This window comes from Robertkochia aurantiaca, assembly GCF_020166495.1.
Classification (GTDB): domain Bacteria; phylum Bacteroidota; class Bacteroidia; order Flavobacteriales; family Flavobacteriaceae; genus Robertkochia; species Robertkochia aurantiaca.
Map to the genome: position 1 here is coordinate 115,161 of NZ_JAINZS010000005.1, position 20,935 is coordinate 136,095.

Annotated in this window: 16 protein-coding genes; 2 read left to right on the forward strand and 14 right to left on the reverse strand. The window is 43.8% G+C overall.

The genetic code is table 11. The features are described from left to right. Positions 1–173 precede the first annotated feature (173 nt). The 12 genes from K7R10_RS09240 to K7R10_RS09295 all read right to left on the reverse strand — a co-directional run bounded on the left by K7R10_RS09240 (position 174) and on the right by K7R10_RS09295 (position 14,613). On the reverse strand, positions 174–1,742 hold the full coding sequence (locus K7R10_RS09240) for an amidohydrolase family protein (RefSeq protein ID WP_224484419.1): 1,569 nt from the start codon (positions 1,740–1,742) through the stop codon (positions 174–176). 87 nt (positions 1,743–1,829) lie between these two features. Next, positions 1,830–3,461 (reverse strand): amidohydrolase family protein, encoded by a 1,632-nt coding sequence (locus K7R10_RS09245; RefSeq protein WP_224484420.1) that lies wholly within the window; start codon positions 3,459–3,461, stop codon positions 1,830–1,832. A 26-nt stretch (positions 3,462–3,487) separates the two neighbouring features. Beyond that, positions 3,488–5,116, reverse strand: coding sequence for an amidohydrolase family protein (locus K7R10_RS09250; RefSeq protein WP_224484421.1), 1,629 nt, complete (start codon positions 5,114–5,116; stop codon positions 3,488–3,490). A 46-nt stretch (positions 5,117–5,162) separates the two neighbouring features. Continuing rightward, positions 5,163–6,041: a class A beta-lactamase gene (gene bla, locus K7R10_RS09255; RefSeq protein WP_224484422.1), complete on the reverse strand. Its 879-nt coding sequence runs from the start codon at positions 6,039–6,041 to the stop codon at positions 5,163–5,165. A 323-nt stretch (positions 6,042–6,364) separates the two neighbouring features. Continuing rightward, positions 6,365–6,754, reverse strand: coding sequence for a cupin domain-containing protein (locus K7R10_RS09260; RefSeq protein ID WP_224484423.1), 390 nt, complete (start codon positions 6,752–6,754; stop codon positions 6,365–6,367). Between the two features lie 28 nt (positions 6,755–6,782). Next, positions 6,783–7,715: a 3-hydroxyacyl-CoA dehydrogenase NAD-binding domain-containing protein gene (locus K7R10_RS09265; RefSeq protein WP_224484424.1), complete on the reverse strand. Its 933-nt coding sequence runs from the start codon at positions 7,713–7,715 to the stop codon at positions 6,783–6,785. A 21-nt stretch (positions 7,716–7,736) separates the two neighbouring features. Further along, positions 7,737–9,305, reverse strand: coding sequence for a M20 family peptidase (locus K7R10_RS09270; protein ID WP_224484425.1), 1,569 nt, complete (start codon positions 9,303–9,305; stop codon positions 7,737–7,739). A gap of 1 nt (position 9,306) precedes the next feature. Next, positions 9,307–10,647 (reverse strand): metal-dependent hydrolase family protein, encoded by a 1,341-nt coding sequence (locus K7R10_RS09275; protein ID WP_224484426.1) that lies wholly within the window; start codon positions 10,645–10,647, stop codon positions 9,307–9,309. A gap of 26 nt (positions 10,648–10,673) precedes the next feature. After that, positions 10,674–12,005 (reverse strand): metal-dependent hydrolase family protein, encoded by a 1,332-nt coding sequence (locus tag K7R10_RS09280; protein WP_224484427.1) that lies wholly within the window; start codon positions 12,003–12,005, stop codon positions 10,674–10,676. 24 nt (positions 12,006–12,029) lie between these two features. After that, positions 12,030–12,461, reverse strand: a complete 432-nt coding sequence (locus K7R10_RS09285; protein WP_224484428.1) for an amidohydrolase family protein — start codon at positions 12,459–12,461, stop codon at positions 12,030–12,032. 27 nt (positions 12,462–12,488) lie between these two features. Continuing rightward, positions 12,489–13,361 carry an amidohydrolase family protein gene (locus K7R10_RS09290; RefSeq protein ID WP_224484429.1) on the reverse strand — a complete coding sequence of 291 codons (873 nt, stop codon included), beginning with the start codon at positions 13,359–13,361 and terminating at the stop codon, positions 12,489–12,491. 436 nt (positions 13,362–13,797) lie between these two features. Continuing rightward, positions 13,798–14,613, reverse strand: coding sequence for a hypothetical protein (locus K7R10_RS09295; protein WP_224484430.1), 816 nt, complete (start codon positions 14,611–14,613; stop codon positions 13,798–13,800). Between the two features lie 375 nt (positions 14,614–14,988). Here K7R10_RS09295 and K7R10_RS09300 point away from each other — a divergent pair, with 375 nt between their 5' ends. Then, positions 14,989–15,801, forward strand: a complete 813-nt coding sequence (locus tag K7R10_RS09300) for a sugar phosphate isomerase/epimerase family protein (RefSeq protein ID WP_224484431.1) — start codon at positions 14,989–14,991, stop codon at positions 15,799–15,801. A 121-nt stretch (positions 15,802–15,922) separates the two neighbouring features. Here K7R10_RS09300 and ppsA read toward each other — a convergent pair whose 3' ends face one another. Both ppsA and K7R10_RS09310 read right to left on the reverse strand, forming a co-directional pair. Further along, complete coding sequence (ppsA, locus tag K7R10_RS09305) at positions 15,923–18,373, reverse strand: phosphoenolpyruvate synthase (protein ID WP_224484432.1); 2,451 nt, start codon at positions 18,371–18,373, stop codon at positions 15,923–15,925. 260 nt (positions 18,374–18,633) lie between these two features. Next, a complete protein-coding gene (locus K7R10_RS09310; protein WP_224484433.1) occupies positions 18,634–19,476 on the reverse strand; it encodes a hypothetical protein in 843 nt (280 codons plus the stop codon). Between the two features lie 551 nt (positions 19,477–20,027). Here K7R10_RS09310 and K7R10_RS09315 point away from each other — a divergent pair. Continuing rightward, a complete protein-coding gene (locus K7R10_RS09315; RefSeq protein ID WP_224484434.1) occupies positions 20,028–20,360 on the forward strand; it encodes a hypothetical protein in 333 nt (110 codons plus the stop codon). Positions 20,361–20,935 lie beyond the last annotated feature (575 nt).

Below are 20,935 nucleotides of genomic sequence, written 5' to 3' on the forward strand. Positions count from 1 at the left end.
GTATATTCTGATTCGTAATCTCTGATCGCAAGCGAGAACTGAGAAACGTCTCTCAGATTTCAGAGTTTTCCATAACAATCGCATTATTTAAAAATTTGTCTCACCGAATCAAATTTCGTTTAAAGACAAATGAATTTTAAGAAAGCCGTATTTTAAATTTACGGTCATTATGCTTATTGCTTTACCATATCATTTTTTATGGCTTTTCCGGGATAGACATCCTTAAGTACCTTTGAATCTTTGACCACTACGACACCATTGACCACTACATAGGGTATGCCTGTTGACGGCAATGCACCCTGCTCAAATGTGGAATTATCCGTCACCGTTTCCGGATTAAAGACCGTTATATCTGCATCTTTCCCGACCTGAAGCCTGCCTTTTTGTGACATCATTTTCACACCATTTTCTTCCAGCCACTTTGCCTGCATGATGGTCATTTTTGAAATGGCCCGCATCAAGGGCATCAGATCTTTTTCGCGTACTAGCTTCAATACCTTACCATGGGTACCGGCAGCCCGGGGGTGCCCCGATACCGATTCGAAGGGCACATCAAAATCCATGGCTGACTTCCCAGTTGCGGGAATGACCATCGGCGGCGCATCACTTCCCACTACCGTTCTTGGGTCGGCTAATGCGCTAAGCATCCCCTCTTCGGTGATTCCAGCCATAATAACCTGGTCTTGGGGGCTTGTTTTTAACATTTCCTCGTATCGTTCTTTTGTCAACGGTTTCATATTCGAGATTTCGATCAGGTCACCATAATCCCGACCCATGTTGCGATTATAGTTTTCCGGCTTTAGAAAATCAGCTGAAACGATTGTTTGTCCCTGATAATACGGGTAGATCTCTGCAAGTACCTTTAACCCTTGCTCCTGGGCATCTTCGATAAAATCTAAAACATCTGGGGTGAGATCCAGGGTTTGCTGATGCACATGATGAACAAATAAACCACCCCCGTAAACAGCCACATTGGCCAAAAACTCCTGCGTTCCAAGAATACCGGTCGTCGGTGGCATTTGGCTGGAGAACCGACCATGAATGTAGGTAGCCAGGCCATGCTTTCCAGCCACCTCCTGCCACATGATCGTTTCCTGACTTGTAGTTCCATTGGTCATATATCCTGGCAGGCATCCAATTCCCAGACCTCCCTGTTCTACACCTTCAGTAAACATTTGTCTCATTTGTTCCAACTGCTCGGCAGTAGGTAAAATGGTTGCAAACTGAAGATCGGGATTACTTTTGGTGTCCGGATTTGTAACATCTTTGATAAAGGAACCGGAATTGGTATTGTAATCAGGGTTTGCGATCTTTTCCCGTATTCCAGCGGTAGAAACTGTGGCACCATAGTTGGTTTGAGATCGCCCTTCCAGGGCATTGTACCACATATCGATCGGGTATCCCCCACCTTCCATATCCAAAGGAGTGGTCACACCGTCGCGTAAGGCCAGTCGCTGACCAAAAGGGGTATTTGCTATATGATTATGGAAATCAATAAATCCGGGAGCCACCACGTGTCCGGTGGCATCAATGATTTCTTTCCCGGAAATAGATTCCGCTGTAATCAAGGCGATTTTCCCGTCCAGAACACCTACGTTTCGAATGGTATCCATATTTGTTTCCGGGTCCATTACACGGCCATTCAGTATCACAAGGTCAAATGCTGTATCGGGAGAAAACTCCGCGGCGGTGGTTGAATTATTTGACTTATCTCCATCTCCACAGCTTGTTAGCAATACCATAATGAATAGACAAAGTAGGAAAAACCCCGGGAGGATTTTCGTATCAATAAATTGTGTGAGTGTTTTCATAATAAATTTGTTATATTATTAATTAATGACTCGGTTACGTATAGCCTGACCGGGATATACACCTTCCAATACTTTCGAGTCTTTTACTACAATAATTCCGTTAACTATAACATAAGGGATTCCTGTTGAGGGCAGGGCACTGGCTTCCGGGGTGGCGTTGTCTTCTACCGTTTCCGGATTAAAGATGGCAATGTCTGCGTCCATACCGACCTGTATACGGCCCTTATTGGCCATTTGCCCAACACCATTCTCTTCGAGATATTTCGCTGGCATATAGGTCATTTTAGATATCGCCAGCATCAGTGGCATGAGATTTTCTTCGCGCACCAGTCTCAAAATACGTGCGTTGGTACCGGCGCCTCTGGGATGGCCAGCCACGGCTTCGTAGGGAGTATCCCAATCATAAGCTGTAGATTTATCAGACATGACCGTATAGGGAGCGGAGTCGGAAGCGATAATGGTCGAAGGATGTGTCAGTGCCATGTATAGGTCTTCCTGGGTTGCATTCTCAAATGTCACCAGTTGAAAAGGCTTGTTTTTCACCAACTCCTCATACCGTTCCTTAGTAAGCGGTTTCTGCGTAGCGATCTCCACGATGTCGCCATAGTCACGTCCCATGCTGTACTGATAGTTATCAGGCTTCAGATAATCGGCGGCTACCAGGGTCTGACCAAAAGTATAGGCATAGATCTCGGCAACGACCGGAATACCTTTTTCGCGGGCTGCATCTATGAGGTCTAAGGCTTCCTTTGTTTCTCCCAGTGTTTGCGCGGTCAGGTGCTGTACAATAAGACCTCCACCATAAGCCGAAGCGGCACCGAGCTGCTGTAACGTTCCAAGTAATCCGTCTTTTGGGGGTTGCTGCCCGGAAAAGCGCCCGTGCATCGCGACAAATCTCCCGTACTTGCCTGCGAGTTTCTGCGCACCAATACCTTCTTCAGATCTTGCTGAAAATTCCATATAGCCGGGGGTGTATCCTACCCCAAGCCCCCCTTGCTTAAGACCTTCCTCGACCAAATCCAGAATTTTTTTCACCTGGTCGTCGGTTGCCACTTCTTGCACAACCGCCTTTGAAAAATGCGTGTCTCCAGCAAATTGAAAATCATTAAGGGTAGCCCCGTTAATGGTTTTGTAATCTGGATTCAGCACCATTTCGCGGGCCCCTTGCAAGCCCGATGCAGCACCGAAATTCGTCTGAGCTTTACCTTCCCAGCTGTCATACCATGAATCAACAGGAAGCACTCCCATCTCAAGTTCAAGGGGTGTGGTAACCCCATTTCGCAGATGAAGTTTCTGCCCAAAGGGGGTTATCACATTATGGCCATGGGTATCAATAAATCCCGGAGCCACCACATGTCCAGTGGCATCAATGGTTTCTTTTCCCGATATAGACTCCTCTGTAATCAAGGCTATTTTCCCGTGGAGAACACCGACATTTCGAACGGCATCTAAATTTGTTTCCGGATCCATTACACGGCCATTCAGTATCACCAGGTCAAATTCTGTATCGGAAGAAAGTTCTGATTCTGTTACTTTGTTATTAGTTTTCTCGCCGCAGCTTGTCAACATTGCCATACAGAAAAGACAAAGTAAGGTATGCCAGACAAGGCTTTTTGTATTTTTTAATTGTTGATGTTTTTTCGTAATCATATAATTTTAATTTTATAATCAGTTTATTATTTCAAAACCTGGTTACGAACTGGTTTCCCCGGGAAAACTCCTTCCAATACCTTAGAATCCTTAACGACTACTGTTCCATTCACTATAACAAAGGGAATTCCGGTTGAGGGTAAACCGCCTTTTGCCATGGTAGCATTATCTGTGACTGTTTCCGGATTGAAAATAGTAATGTCAGCATCAGCACCTTCTTGAAGCCGACCTTTTCCTGTCATTTGTTCCACCCCGTTATCTTGTAAAAATTTGGCCTGCATATAGCTCATTTTTGAAATGGCTAACATGAGGGGCATCAGGTTCTTTTCGCGAACCAAACGCAAAGCTTTGGCATGGGACCCTGCCCCACGCGGATGCCCTTGTGTAGCTTCATAAGGTGTCGACCAATCAAGAGCCAATTCACCGGTTTCGGTAATAGATAAAGGGGCAGCATCCGATTCTATTAAAGTGCTGGTGTCGGCTAATGCCTGAAGCATAATTTCTTCTTTTACCCCTCCAAAGATGACAGACGCACCGGGTTGTGATTTCAACAACTCATCATAGCGCTCTTTAGTAAGAGGCTTCATGGTAGCTACTTCGATAATGTCTTCATAGCTACGTCCCATATTTTTTTGATAATTATCCGGAGCTAAGTAGTCTGCACCCACCACGGTCGCACCTTGCCAATAAGGATAAATGGCTGCAACGGTATTTAGTCCATTATTTTTGCTGGCTTTTACAAGATCAAGTGCCGTAGGGGTATAATTCAATGCTTGCTGATGAATGTGACTTACGTATAATCCTCCACCATAGGCAGCAACACTTGCCAGCATTTCCTGGGTTCCCAGGATACCTGTGGTTGGTGGCATTTGACTGGAAAATCTACCATGAAGCACGGTACTAAGACCATGCTCTCCCATTAATCTTTGCCACATAATGGTTTCCCGGCTGGTGGTACCCCTGGTCATATAACCGGGCACTGCCCCCAGACCCAGCGCACCCTGCTTAATACCTTCTTCAAGCATTACTTCCATTTCATCAATCTGCTCCGAAGTAGGTAGGAAATTTGTTAGCGACATATTGAAACCGCTTTCGTTATGGGGGTCAAATGCATCCAGAAGTATGGAAGCCGTATTTGATTTATAATTGGGGTTTGCCAGAATTTCTCTCACTGCCGCAGCCGATACGGCGGCACCATAATTCGTTTGAGACCTCCCCTCCAATTTGGCATACCACGCATCTACAGGATAAGCACCAGCTTCCATATCAAGTGGAGTGGTCACCCCATCTCGTAAGCTTAATTTTTGTCCAAATGGAAAATCGGAAATGTGTGAGTGAATATCAATAAACCCGGGAGTCACCACATGTCCCGTGGCATCTATAGTTTCTTTCCCGGAAATAGACTCCTCTGTAATCAAGGCTATTTTCCCGTCGAGAACGCCTACATTTTGAATGGTATCTAAATTGGTTTCCGGATCCATAACCCGGCCGTTCAGAATAACTAAATCAAACTCTGTATCGGAAGAAAGTTCTGATTCTGTTACTTTGTTATCTGTTTTCTCGCCGCAGCTTGTCAACAATGCCATACAGAAAAGGCAAAGAAGAAAAAACCTTGGGAGGTTTTCTATTTGATAAAACTTTCTGAGTGTTTTCATAATTAATGATGTAATTTGTATTCAATTATTCACAATTTAATCACGTCTATTCCGGCATCAGTAGAAAATAGTCATACAGGGTTCGCGATACTTCAGCTATGGCACGATCCCGATCAGCCAGAGGCGTGTCACTGCCACGGGTAAACACCACAATAGCAAAGCTGTGGCCTTCTGGGAGGGTTATGAATCCTACATCGTTGGAAATACCGCCCAGTGTGCCCGTTTTATGTGCTACCGGGGTATGGGCAGGGAGTAAGCCACGCAGGCGTTTCGCCCCGGTAACTGTCCGGGACATGATGCCAAGCAAAAAAGCCGTGTTTTCATCATTCATGGCTTCTCCTTTATAAATAAGACTTAAAAGATTTAACATGGCCCTGGGTGTAGACTTATCTTTGGCATCTGCTTCAAACTCCGGTTGAGGATCATTGGACAGGCCGGGGTTAGCACTCAGATTTTTAATCGCCTCAGCCATATTCTCACGACCCGGTTCCTGACCGTAAAAATCACGGGAATAGTCACTGGTAGTTCGGTCGATATGCATACCTTCAATCCCCTTACGCTCCATATGTTCGTTGACGGCAGCAGGGCCTCCCGCCAGTCTCAGGGCAACATTAGTGGCCGTATTATCACTATGTGTTATCATCACCTCCAGAATGTTGGCCAGCGACAAGGATACCCCCTGGTGAATAAAATTGGATGCAATGATGTCGGACAAGACCCACTCATCATCTTGGACCTCGATCATATCGGTAAGGTCGAGTTCTCCTGATTCCACTTTATCAAGTAAAGTAACTGCAATGGCTATCTTGTAGGTGCTGGCCATAGGAAAGGAGTCGTCTCCATTGAGAAAAACCTGCTTTCCGGTATTTAAATCCTGTGCTGCAACCCCAATATAACCTACCAGGCCTTCGGAAACAGCTTTCAAAGCATTAGTTACCTTTTCTGTTCCCTGACCAAAGGCTGCCAAGCTTAATAAGCATGCAATTGGTATGATTATGTTACGAACTCTTGACCCCATGATATTTTACTTTTTCAATAATTATTAGCTCAAATTGTTTTTATAAATCTCACCATCTTTCAAGACCATAACAAAGTTCTTCTCTGGATCAGTCATCAAATCCAAATTTTACAGGAGATTCCCATCTACAAAAAAGTAAATTCGCCATCGCTCGCTCCTTATTGATATCTCTTTCGGATTACAAGACACCTTCCTGTCAGCATACTCATAATCAAGGATCTATACCCCCGCTATAGCTCTTCAACTTCAGTTACCATGATCACCACAATTTCATCCCCAACATTACGACTTATGTGACCTTTGCTACCCTTATCGTCTAAAAATGCGATGGTGCCCGCAGGATAGGTTTGCTTTTCGCCATCACTTACTTCTACCTCCATGGTTCCTTTCAGGATCATCATCCATTGAGGTTTGGGTGCCGGGTGATAATCACCGTACCACCCCACCGGAAAGGCTACTACCGTAGAACCGGTAGCCCTTGTTCGGGGTGCCACCCATACCGGAGGAGCCGGAGGCGAATAATCGGTACTATTCATTACAAATTCTTCCTCTTTCAGATGCGTCTCCCCATCTTCATCAGCATAAAGTTTTACATACTTTAACTTAAATACATCGTTCATCACGCTATCATTTTTACGGTTAAATGAATCATGTTTTATTGGGCAGTGGATGATTTTTTTGAATGTCCAGAACGGCTTTCTGTCGTTCATCGCGAACTTTAGCAAACTCCTTCATTTTATCCATGGGATAATATTCTGTAGTTTGTTGCTCCAGCATGTCCAAGGTTTCCCCGGATACCGGTTCATAGCCCATTGAGGTGAAAAGAGGAGTAAGAATTTTTTCAGCGATTCCTCGAAATCCTCCTGTACCCCCACCTAGTTGCCCGGTCAGGAACGGACCAATAGAAGCCCAGCGTACGCCCAGGGAAGCCATAAACAGTTGATCCAGATCATGCACATTGACCACCCCTTTCCCAACCAGATGAATGGCCTCTCTTACTAAGGCCGTCTGTAACCGGTTGGTCACAAACCCCTCAATAGGTTTATTAAGGGTTGCTGTAACCCGACCACAGTCACGGTAAAAGTTCTCCAGTTGCTCTACTAAAGCTTTGGGCGAATCTTTACCTCCACAGATTTCGACCACAGGCAATAAATGGGCCGGATTTACCGGGTGACCGATAAGGGCCCTTTCAGGGGTTTTCATCCTAACGGAAAGATCTTCCGGTACGATACCCGAGCTGGAGGAGACGAGTAAGGCATCTTCCGGAGCATATCGCTCAAAGTCAGCAAACATTTGTTGTTTAATAGCTTTTCTTTCCGGGCCGTTCTCCTGGATGAGATCAACCCCTGCGACTGCCTCTTCAACGGAGGTGAAAAAAGACAATTGCTTCACGGCCATTTTTACATCTGCATTGGGGATCTCTGCTGCCAAAACGCTGATTCGCTCTCGTGCATGTTCCTGGTAGCCCTCCTGTATATCACAAACATTCACCTGAAGCCCGTGTACAGCATAGTATGCCGCCCAACTGCACCCAATTACTCCTGCACCTACCACGGCCACTTTACTTTCTTTTTTATTCATCGCTTTATTTCTTAATCTTACTTATTCCAGCTCTTCAAGATTATCAAATACCTGATAAAAGAAACTTATCGATTTCCCGTACTCATCAACCAAAATGCGCTCGTTGACCCCGTGAAATCCCTTAAACTCTTCTGTATTCTCCAATTGAATTGCGGTAATGGTATATACGTCAGGTGCAAAATTCCTTGCTTGAAAATGTTTGGAGTCTGATCCTCCTACCACAAAAAATGGCGACACGATCAGGTCATTACCCCAGATCTGACGAATGGTTTTCTCGAGCATTTTGTAACCATCTCCGTCAGGATCCGCTATATTCGTTGCCGGAGTTGAAGCAGAAATATCCCGCACCTTGATTCGATCATCATCGATAGCTTTATTAACGTGATCGATGATCACTTCGGGGGTATCACCCGGCATCGGTCTGAAATTGACTACGGCGGTAGCTGTAGGTGGCAAAACATTATCTTTGATACCTGCATTGAACATCGTCACTGCCATGGTGGTATGAAGCATGGCCCTGGTAGTTTCATTGGTTGACATGAGTTCGATAAACTCTTTTTCCAATGAACTCATTTCCCCGTCTTTACCGAAAGCTACTGCGGCATACAGAGGTTGGTTTTCCTGATCCAATTCAGGGCCCATATAACGATATTGCGAGCGGACAGCCGGATGAATTTTATAAGGAAATTGTGCAGCTTCCAGTTTTGTGATGGCTTGCGCCAAAATACCTATGTTTGATTCTTCGGGAGGCATAGATGAATGGCCACCTACGCCGTTTATAACAAGTTCCAAACTGATAAATCCTTTTTGTGCTATTCCTATGAGAGCTGTATTTTCTTCAATCCCCGGAAAAATGCCCGGTGTCAAAGGTGCCGATTCATCCATAACGAAAGCAAATCTTTCGATACCGCGTTCTTCCAAAACATCGGCAACCTTTTTGGCTCCCTCAGCGCCTCCCACCTCTTCGTCTTGACCGAACACAAAATAAATGGTACGTGATGGCTGCCACCCTTGCTTTATTTTCATTTCAGCAGCTTCCAAAATTGCATGGATCTGGTTCTTATCATCCAATACCCCACGACCCCATATATAACCATCAACCACTGCTCCCGAAAAAGGATCTTGCTTCCACTGGTCCCTGGAATCTTCCGGTACCGGAACCACATCCTGGTGGGCGTAAAAAAGGGCCGGTTCAAGACTTGAATCTTTTCCTTCCCAGGTGTATAGTAGGCTGTACGGACGAGGATCTCCTATAAGCTCTTTTTTAAGGGTTTTATGTACATTAGGATAGGCTTTTTCCAGAAAACTATGATAATCTTCAAAAGCCTTGGTATCAAAGTCATTTCGATCCTGGTTCGAAATCGTTTTAAACTGAACGCCTTTGGATAAACGGTCTACAGCACCATCTAAATCCACATCAATAGAGACCTGCTCCACCCCGGTCATCTGTTTAGAGGTAAAGTCGTCCAGGTTAACCGAATCGGTAGTTTGCTCTTCCCGGGCCTGGGAATCCTGTTTTTGATTGCAACTCAGGAACACAGCCACGGTGCATACCCCAAGAAGTGCTATAATTTCCCTTATTGCTTTCATTTTATTCAGTTTTGGTCAGGGTATTTTTATAAATTTTACCATCCTTCATGATCACCACAAAATTCTTTTCCGGATCGGCCACCAGGTCCAGATCTTCCAATGGATTACCGTCCACAATAACCAGATCTGCATAAGCTCCTTCTTTCACCACCCCAAGAGGGCCATCCTGGTAGGGGTGACGAGGACCACTCATTTCCAATAAGCGGGCATTTTCAGAAGTATAAATTTTAAGCGCTTCATAGGGCGTGAACCATTTTCCTAACCTTGCAACATATTCATTTTGCTGTATCGCAGTGGTGGGTCCAAATAGGTGGTCTTTACCAACGGCAAGATTTACTCCTACTTTTTTTGCCAGGGGAAACACTTTATCAATTGCCTCTACAATTCCTTCGAATTTGGCCTGACTTACAGGGTTATCCCATGTCATGTCTTCTACAAAAACGGGCTGAAGAGAAAGCCAGGCGCCTTTTTCTTTCATTAATTCCAGGGTTTCCTCAGTCACAAAAAAACCATGTTCGATGCATTTCACACCGGCTTCAATAGAGGTACGTACGCCACGGTCTGTATAAACATGTGAGGTTACATAAGTGTTATAATTTTCGGCTTCTTCTACGGCCGCTTTAATTTCGTCTACTGAATATTCACTAACGTCCAGAGGATCAAATTCAGATGCCACGCCACCTCCTGTGGTAATTTTAATCTGGGTAGCTCCCATTTTTAAAATGTCTCGGGTTCTCAACCTCACTTCGTCTACACCGTCTGAGGTCATGGCCATCATATTTCGCTCCCAATAATTCGTATAGGATTTATCCCTGGGCACCTCGCTTCTTCCGTAATAATCGGCATGCCCCGCGGTTGGACTCATAAATGGGCCGGAGGGAAGTATACGATGCCCTGGGTATTCTCCGGCATCAATTAGTTTTTTGATAGCAAATGGATTTCCCCCTGGATCTCGAACGGTAGTAAATCCGCGCAATAAGGTTTGTTCGGCCCCGGTCATACTGCGTATGGCTACCTCGGCCATATCGCCCTGATTCAGAAAAAGAACCGGTGCCGGAGTATAGGCGTAAGTCGTGTGCCAATGGGCATCGATCAGTCCAGGAATAACGGTCTTTCCACCCCCGTCAATTACAACGGCATCACTCCCGGCTGACAGATTCTTTCCGATTTCCTTGACCAAATTGCCTTCGATGAGTACATCTACTCCTTGCTGTAATTTCTCATTCACCCCATCAAAAACATTGACGTTCCTGATCAGGGTTGATGACTTTTCTTCCTGGCTGAACCCGGTTTGGGCAAACACAAAAAGTGCCAGAACTGCTATAACTTTAATTGCTTTCATTTGTACTTGATTTTTATAATAAAACATTATTTAAGGGTATTCTTATAAATTTTTCCATCTTTCATGATCACCACAAAGTTCTTTTCCGGATCAGCCACCAGGTCCAGATTTTCCAGTGGATTCCCGTCTACCAGGATCATATCGGCATAAGCACCCTCCATGACCACACCCAGGGCGCCTTCCTGATAGGGATGGCGTGGGCCAGACAACTCCAACAGTTTAGCATTTTCTGAGGTAGCCATCCTTAAGGCCTCATAGGGGGTGAACCACCGTGTTAGCTTGGCGAGTAGTTTCCCTTGCTTAGCCGCATTTTCAGCCCCCATAAACAAATCTGTTCCAAAGGCCATCTTTACTCCAACTTCTTTAGCCAGGGTGTAAACATTATCGGTTCCTTTTGTGACCTCGGCAAATTTCCTGTTGGACTCCGGGTTGGGGAATTCATCCGCATCCTCATCGTTCAATACGGGCTGGGTACTTAACCACACATCGTTATCTTTCATCATCTGCAGGGTTTCCCGGCCCATAAGCATCCCGTGTTCTATACTCTTAACGCCAGCCTTTACAGCAGTTTGTATGGCATCATCCGTAAAGATATGCGCCGCTACATAGCTGTTGTAACTGTTGGCAACGTCTACAATAGCCTGCATTTCCTCCAAAGAATACTGGCGTACATCGATCGGGTCATAGCTGGAAGCAACCCCACCACCACCGGCAATTTTGATCTGGGTAGCGCCCAGCATAAACGCTTCGCGGGTTCGCTTTCGAACTTCTGAAACCCCATCGGCTATAGCAGTCATGCCAACTTCCCCCCAATAATTCATATTGCCTTCTCTATCAGGTATTTGATTGATAAGGCGGTAGTCAAAATGCCCCCCTGTCTGACTGATCATGGGCCCGGAGGGCAATATACGGGGACCAACCACCAAACCCTCATCAATAAGTCTTTTCAGACTAAATACGTTACCTCCCATATCCCGAACGGAAGTAAAACCTCTCATGAGGGTTTTTGGTGAGGCCAGTGTACTTCTGATACCAACTTCAAAGGCATCTCCCGAGAGTACAAAAGTCATCGGTAGTTCTGCCAGGGCCATGTGCCAATGCATATCGATAAGTCCAGGAATAAGGGTTTTTCCCCCGGCATCAATCACCATAACATCATTCCCCGCTGACAAATTCTTTCCGATCTCCTTGACCAGATTTCCTTCAATAAGCACATCTACACCTTGCTGCAGTTTTTCATTCACGCCATCAAAAACATTGGCATTCTTTATTAAAACAGAGGATTGCTCTTCCTGGCTAAACCCGGTTTGAACAAGCAGGAGCAGCGCAAGAACCATTAACACTTTGATTACTTTCATTTCTAATTGATTTTTAAGTTTATATTATTCCAAGGTATTTTTATAAATTTTTCCATCTTTCATTATTACCACAAAATTCTTTTCCGGATCGGCCACCAGGTCCAAATCTTCCAATGGATTACCGTCCACAATGACCAGATCTGCATAAGCTCCTTCTTTCACCACCCCAAGAGGGCCATCCTGGTAGGGGTGACGAGGACCACTCATTTCCAGTAAACGGGCATTTTCAGAAGTCGCTATCTTCAGTACCTCATAAGGTGAAAACCATTCTCCGAGGCGAACCAGATATTCACTTTGCTGTTTCGCTTTTGAGGCATCCATTAGCTGGTCGGTTCCAAAGGCAAGATTCACTCCTATCTTCTTGGCCTTTGGATATAACTGGTCTACGGCATCGACCACCTGCTTGTATTTAGCAGCGCTCACCGGATTCGACCAGTTCATATCTTCCTCTTTCATGGGTTGCGGGCTAAGCCAGACCCCCTTTTATTTCATAAGTTCCAAGGTTTCATCAGAAGCAAAAAAGCCGTGTTCAATACACATCACCCCTGCTTCTACTGAGGTGCGAACACCTTTGTCGGTCATTACATGCGACAACACATAGGTGTTGTAATTGTTAGCTTCTTCTACAACGGCCTTGATCTCATCAACCGAATATTCGCTTACATCCAGGGAATCAAATTCTGAAGAAACACCACCACCGGTAGTAATCTTGATTTGGGTCGCTCCATATTTAAGAATATCCCGTGTTCGTAATCGAACTTCGTCTACCCCATCAGAGGTCATAGACATCATATTCCTTTCCCAATAGTTCATGGTGCGTTTATCCCTTGGGGTTTCCAGGATCCCGTAATGGTCGGCATGGCCGGTGGTCGGACTCATAAACGGGCCGGAAGGCAAAATACGGTGACCCGGATATTCTCCTGCATCGATCAGTTTCTTGATAGCAAAGGGGTTTCCGCCAGGATCACGCACGGTGGTGAATCCACGTAATAAAGTCTCCTTTGCACCGGTCATACTGCGAATCGCGACCTCTGGCATATCACCCTGGTTTGCCAGTAAAACAGCTGCCGGAATATAGGCATAGGTAGTATGCCAGTGGGCATCGATCAAACCGGGAATCAGCGCCTTACCCCCGGCATCAATCACCACAGCATCATTCCCCGCTGATAAATCCTTTCCGATCTCCTTGACCAAATTTCCTTCAATGAGCACATATACTCCTTGCTGTAATTTCTCATTTACCCCATCAAAAACATTAGCATTCTTTATTAAAACAGAGGACTGCTTTTCCTGACCAAAAGCAGTTAGTGTGACCGAGGTCATAAACAGTACAACATAAATTCTGAGAATTTTCATTATAATTTTATTTTTAAACGTCATAAAAACATAGCCATAGCGCAATTATGGATTACGACTCTATCCGTACGATATTTTAAACCTAGAAAGCAGCGAGGATATAAGGGAAAGCTATTCAATTGTCAAGATTTGTATTTATCAAATTACTTTCAGGTAACTATGTCCTGATAAATTTGCGATAGAAACTCTGGTAAGAGATAATCACACTATCCCACATTCCTGCTGAGCATCGAAGAAACTAAAGGACTCGTCTATTTTATCATTGATGAGTTTTAACACAATTTTTATAATAAATGTAATCATTAAAACAGGTTTACCTTTTGTCTCTCAACTACATAACTATGAAGTGTATGAAAAAATAGATGAAAGGTACCCGATATTAAACAAAATAACAGATTTCTTTAAGGGTTGATTTGAAGCACTTTAAAAACCTATGCTATTTTGAATTTTTACCGAACAGAGCCGGAGTGAAATACATAAAGCCGAATTCCAGACCTGCTTTTACCGAATTGTCAAAAGCACTGGAATAGGTCAGGGTGAAAATCCACTTAGGACTTTCATACCGAATTCCCGCTCTGTAACTCACGGGTGAAAATGCTGCTCCGGAGGTACCGAATACTTCAGCAACAATAGCTGACTGAGGTATGATATTGTACAATGCCGCCCTGGAACTGTAAGTGAACCCCCAGGCCGTTTTATCTGAATCATCATAGTTCAGGTTTACCTGTGCGCCCGGAAGAAAGTCCCATAAGAGCTGATCTTTAAAAAAAGAATACGTAGCTACTCCATTGATAAACCATGAATCAAAACTTTGGGTGACCACCCCCTTGTCCAAATGCTGTGGATTTAAGCCAGTACCTCCCATGACAGCATAACCGGCAGTTTCCCTCGAATTTTGCCAAAATCTGCGTTTCAGATAAAACCAGGTAGCTGTGTAAGAGGAGGATTGCTGCCTGGGGTCATCGTAATAATGCGTGAATTGTGCATTGAACTCCCATTCCTGAATTAAGGCCCCTACCAGGTAAAATTGTGAATATCGCTGCCCGGCGGTCCCTACTATCGTAAAAACACCCTTTGGAGCCACCCATTGATTGTCTCCTACGAATTGTTGTGCCCATACTTTTGAAGGAATAAGAAATACGATGACACATAAAACTGAAAAAACCGGGAGAAAATACCTGCTCAGTCGAATTTCTTTGAACAGAAACTTTTTGCAATTGAGCTCCGGCCACCATGTAAACCTCCTAATCATTTTATTATAAGTAAATACCCAGGTTCAACCAGGGCATGAATCAAATATAGAATCAAATGCAATAGTTAACGCCCAATTATCGACATACTCAGTAATTCAGGAGTTAAAATGGAAACAGCCGGAGATATACCCTTCCCCTTAACAGAAAAAAAAATGGAGGTTCTGAACATATTCTAAAATCACAAGTTTCAACAAGATCAAGCTTTTCGATTGTGTATAATAAGTCAAAAGAAATACGGTTGGGCGGAATTAAAACTTTTGATTATTTTCATCCCTCTTAATAATCAGTATCACCTAACATTTCCATATATGATTCGATGCCGTTTAAATTTCAAATCCGTTTTACTCAGTTTGCTGTTTATAACAGGATTATTAATGAATATAAAAGCCCAAGAGACTTTTGGAGGCCTGGCGCTTTACACCCTTCGTAATAATATGAAGCAAAACACCGAAGCAACTCTTAAAAAGGTACATGAAGCCGGTTACGCCTATATTGAAGCGGCGGGGTATGAAAAAGGAAAATTTTATGGCATGTCTCCCCAGGCTTTCAGAAACCTGCTACAGGAAAACAACCTGAGCCCTGTAAGTACACATCAGGGAACCGTTACTCTTGATAATGCCGATGAAATGATCGCACATGTAAAAGAGGCCGGTTTCAAATATTTCGTTATTCCCGTACCGCCTATGGGAATGTTCACCTTCGACCCTCAAGCCCGTAAGATGGGCATGAAGGGATCTGTAGAAGATCTGGCAGAGATCCTCACGATTCTTGGTAAAAAATGCCACGATGCTGGTCTTGAGTTATTGTATCACAATCACGATTTTGAATTTTTAGAAAACCACGAAGGGGTAGTTCCTATCGACTTCCTGCTGGAGCATACTGATCCTGAACTGGTTAACTTTCAGATGGATTTGTACTGGGTAACCAAGGCCGGTGCCGATCCCCTCGATTATTTTGAAAAATACCCGGGCAGATTTAAGGCCTGGCATGTGAAGGATATGGATGAGCAAGGTCGCTTTGCCCCCGTTGGTGAAGGGACCATCGATTTTAACAAGATCCTTGAGGCAAAGGAACGTTCAGGCATGAAATACTACTTTGTGGAACAGGACATGACCTTTGGTGATCTTAAGCCTTTAAGAGCAATAGAAATAAGTCATGACGGCCTTAAAGAAATAGGTTTTGAATAAACTTTACCAAGTGCCTTGACACAACCAATCGGTATGTATGTTTTAAACCAGCCATTATGTTTAAGGGGATGCATTGACATCCCCTTTTGAAGCTTTCCGAGACCGGGTAACGATTTAATAATCAAACCTGTACCCTGGTTTGAGCTTCAGCTTGCGCGATGATTTTCAACGTTTTCAACATGGAATCAGGGGTTACCGATATGGTGTCTATTCCCTCTTCCACCAAAAACTTTGAAAATTCAGGAAAGTCAGATGGTGCCTGACCACAGATACCCACCTTTGTTTTATGGACTCTTACTTTTTTCAACAGCGTTCTGATCATGGCCTTCACGGCTTCATTTCTTTCGTCATACAGATGTGCCACCAGGCTGGAGTCGCGGTCAAGGCCAAGTACCAATTGAGTCAGGTCGTTAGATCCAATTGAAAATCCGTCGATCATCGGCATGAACTCTTCTGCAAGAATAATATTGGAAGGGATCTCGGCCATAAGATAGATCTCAAGGTTTCGTTCTCCGCGCTTCAGGCCGTTCTCTTCCATAATAGCCAATACTTTTTTCAATTCTCCTGGAGTTCTGCAAAACGGAATCATCACGGTCAGATTGTCAAGTCCGAATTCATCTCTAACCTTTTTTAAAGCCTTGCATTCCAACTCGAAAGCTTTTCTGAAATCAGGCGCATAATAGCGAGAGGCACCCCTCCATCCCATCATCGGATTTTCTTCATGTGGTTCAAAATAATTCCCTCCCAAAAGGTTGTGGTATTCATTTGATTTGAAATCTGATAAACGGGTAATGACCCTTTTCGGATAAAAGGCGGCGGCTATACGAGCAACGCCCTGGGCGAGTTTATCGATAAAGAAACTTGCCTCAGAGGGGTAACCTCTTATAATTTCTGCTATTTTCTCAGATAGCTCTGTATCATTAAGTTCATGGTGATTTAAAAGAGCTAGGGGGTGTACCTTAATGTGGTTGTTGATGATAAACTCTTCCCTGGCCAGACCCACGCCGGCATTGGGTATCTTACAGTATTGAAAAGCCAGTTCAGGCGCCCCGATGTTCATCATGATAGGCGTTTGAGTCTCGGGAAAATCTGAATAGGGAGTTTCCTTCAATTCGAACTGTATGCTTCCTCTGTATACCCTTCCGGTGCTTCCCTGCGCACAGGAGACGGTGAGTTCCTGGTCATTTTCGATGATCTGACCGGCTCCCGATGCCCCTACGATAGCCGGCACTCCGATCTCACGGGCCACGATAGCTGCATGGCAGGTTCTCCCTCCCTTTTCGGTAATGATTGCGGAGGCTTTCTTCATAAGCGGCTCCCAGTCTGGATCTGTCATTTCGGTTACCAAAATCTCTCCGGCTTTAAATTCTGTCTCATCTGCGCTTCCGTCCCTTCCATCAAGACTTACAATACATCGGGCCTTTCCGGTTCCAACCTTTTCCCCGACGGCTATTCCTTCCAGTATCAGCTTTTCCTCCAGGTCGTCTTCAATGATCATAAAGTCTTTAATCGTGTTATCGCGATTCTGAGAATGAATGGTCTCCGGCCTGGCCTGAACGATAAATAATTCTCCGCTTAGTCCGTCTATGGCCCACTCAACATCCATAGGGCACCACTGCCCCCTGATTTCGGAATAGTAATCTTCGATCTTTTGCACCCATTGTGCAAGCTTCATGATCTGTTGATCATTCAGGCTGAAGGATTGTCTTTGAGCCATTTCCACAGGAACTTTTTTTACCGATTCAAATGGTTTATGACTGTAGATCATCTTGTGGCTCTTCTCCCCCATCTTTTTCTCAATAATCGAGGGATAGCCCTTTTTCATTCCGGGTTTGAAAACCAGGAACTCATCAGGCAAAATCTCTCCCCCTACAATCAATTCTCCCAACCCATAGGCAGCGTTAATCAGAACCACATCTTTAAACCCACTTTCGGTATCAAGGGAAAAAGCAACACCGGAAGTTGCAAGATCGGAACGGACCATCTTTTGAACGCAAACCGAAAGTTTTACCGAAAAATGGTCAAATCCCCTTGAGGCACGATAAGAAATAGCCCTGTCGGTATACAGGGAAGCGAAACAGCTTCGAATGGCCGTAAGCAACATCTCTCCCCCTCTGATATTGAGATAGGTCGATTGCTGCCCGGCAAAGGAAGCACCAGGCAGATCTTCGGCCGTTGCCGAAGATCGTACCGCTATATCTGTGGCTTCCTGCTCGTAGGCCTCAGAAAGTTCATAATATGAGTTCAGAATTTCCTTCTCTACCGATACGGGGAACTTTCCGTTAGAAATGAGTTTGCGAATCTGTGATCCTGCCTTTCTTAGGCTAATAATGTCTTCTGCATCCAGGTCGGTCAGTATCGCCTGTATCCTATCCTTTAACTGGTTCTCTTCTAAAAAAGTATCGAAGGCTTCAACAGTTACGGCAAACCCGTTAGGTACCTGAATACCCTGCCTTTCCAGGTTTCTGATCATTTCACCCAGAGAGGCATTTTTACCCCCGACTTTAGGCAAGTCATCGATCGATAATTTATCCAGGAAAATAACATACGGCTTTGGTTGTTTATTGGTCATAAATTGATCGGCTTAGGTTTTACGAAAACGTTTGCGTAAATGTATTTGAAACTCTTCTATATTTTGAAAATAATTGCCTGAACAACCTTCACTTTCGTTAAAATACCATTTTGCATCCTGGAATTCAGAGATTTAAAAATGGAAGGCCGGTTTAAAAATTAACGGGAAATATCGTAATCGGAAGATCGGGTCACTGAGTAGACCTCGGAAGCAGAATTCCAAAAACCTGATCCCATTGTATTAGTGGAGAATTGAATTGCTCAATCGATCAACCGGGAGATTCCTTTTAGCTGCAGAACCCCCACCAGATATACATTATTTGAAAGGGTATTGACGTAGGTAGCCACCTTTACCGGGATGGTCACATGCGGGGTATCTATAAGTATGCTGCTGAATGAAACTCCGATATCATTAAAACCAGGCCGGTCACCGTAAAAGGTGGCTCCGTCCAGATCATCCCAGCTGAAGGATCCACCCAGATGGGCCGAGAATTTTGATTTCTCCATGTACCATGAATAGGTTAATTTCAAATACTGGGAGTATCGCTGGGACCCGCGGCGCAGAGGCACATCGTTTATAAGATCTTCAGGAAGTACACCGCGATCTCTGCCGTACAATAAAGTGGAAGAATGTATACTCAGGTTCTTGTTGATTTGATACGTGATCATAAAATCAAGGAGTCCCCTGGTTTTCTCAGGGGTGAAATCAAAAAATCCACTTGGTGAGGGGATATTGGTGATCCCTTCGGTGAAATTGTAATACCAATCAAGGCGTACATTGTATTTTGGCCGGTAATAAATGAGTATCAGATCGGTTTCGGTGTATACACCGTTGAAAGATGCCCCTCCGTAGAAGCCACCGATAAAATTCTTATACCGAGCTCCCGCCTGAGTGGAAAAGGCTGGAGCGTTTGAGGGTATCAGCCCTCTGAAGACATTCATGGTCTTTAGTTCAAAAGACATATCCCACGTAAAATCTTTCCGTTGCCCCAGATCGATCAGACTATCTTCAATAATCCTGTCTTCATTTTGTGCGGACGCCATGGAAATCAGGAAGAAAGTAAAAAGACAGAAAAGCCAATCTAGTATAGGTCTTTGATTCATAGCATTTTATTTTAAGAATTTTCTCTTAAAGATTTATTAAAGATAGAAAAATAATGGTTTTCTTCCCTTCTGAAATGTATTGTCTTAACAGCTCCAAGGCTGATAATTTCAATTTGTTCTTACACTGTAACTTAAAATTAAAAGCTATCTCTCTACACACCCTTTAAAAGTGATATACGTCTGATTTAAAAGCATTTATGCTTTAAAAGTGATATACGTCTGATTTAAAAGCATTTATGCCGTATTTAACAATGACCTATCTGTCAAGAGCGTAATTTTAAACCATAAATAATCACCGATAATTTTAATATCTGTAAATCCCAAAAACTAAGAGAGTCCATTATAATCGTTATGTACGATATTAAATCCTGACTTTTTCGTTCGACTCTGGTTCACCACAACTAAAGATGATTTTAAAACCTGAAAAACCTTGATGCAGGTATGGCCTGGTATCATCATTTGCATAGTTTAAAAACTGAATCCGTGCTCGCAGGTTTTAAATCAACATACATTCTGAATTAATAGAGTTTAACATATAAATAAGGTAAAAAATGGGAGAAAGAGTTCAATTTTTCGAGGCAAATGTCGATATGGCCAAGGCTTTCCGACAATTTCAAAAAGCAGACAAAGCCTTTTGGAAAGACAAAGATGGTTCGGCTGAAAAGCATTTGGAAAGAGGGCTGGAACTGCTTAAAAAGGTAGCAGATCATTTGGTACAGGGCACTGAAGATGTCTACAACAATGCTTCAAAGGAAGTTGGAAAAGGTAACGATGAACTTCAAAAAAGTATTGATTCTTTTGACGATGACAATGATGACCGTGCTGAAAAGCATTATCAAAAGGCACTAGATCATTACGATAAAGCTCTGGATATGATCAGCTGACCTGAGGGTACGGCTACTCTGGAAATATTCAATTTACAGGCGAAGGCCCGGGAAGTAATCATTTTACTTTCCAGGTCTTCGTATTTTTTTAAATAAGCCCTAAAAACCAGATGCCTGCTGATTTAAAGAACAACTCATCCCTAAAGCCTAGGTAGGCAAGAAAATAAAGATAACGAACCTTTCGACGCATCAGGATTCCGAAGACTGCAACCGTATTTCAGGGAAAAGGGCTACCACCTTGGTTTCCCTATGCAAAGAGGGATGGCGAAATATCGTATTTTCTTGCAGGAAGACTTGAAATATGAGCATGGCAGGGGCTTGATTAGGTTTATATCAAACAGGGCAGACTATATTCAGAACATATATAACCGGTCGTTTTATGTCTTCCGCCATTTCCCTGGCTATTTTGTTTGATTTACAGAGGTTTTCAATTTTCAAAGATAAACCGTAATACAGCATTCCAATTATATTAAGCAAGCAGGCATTTAACCTGTAAAAAACGTATTTTAAAGTATAAGCCATTCTTACTTACTATTATAAATAAAAAAATTATAGGTTAGTAATATTCTAAGCTT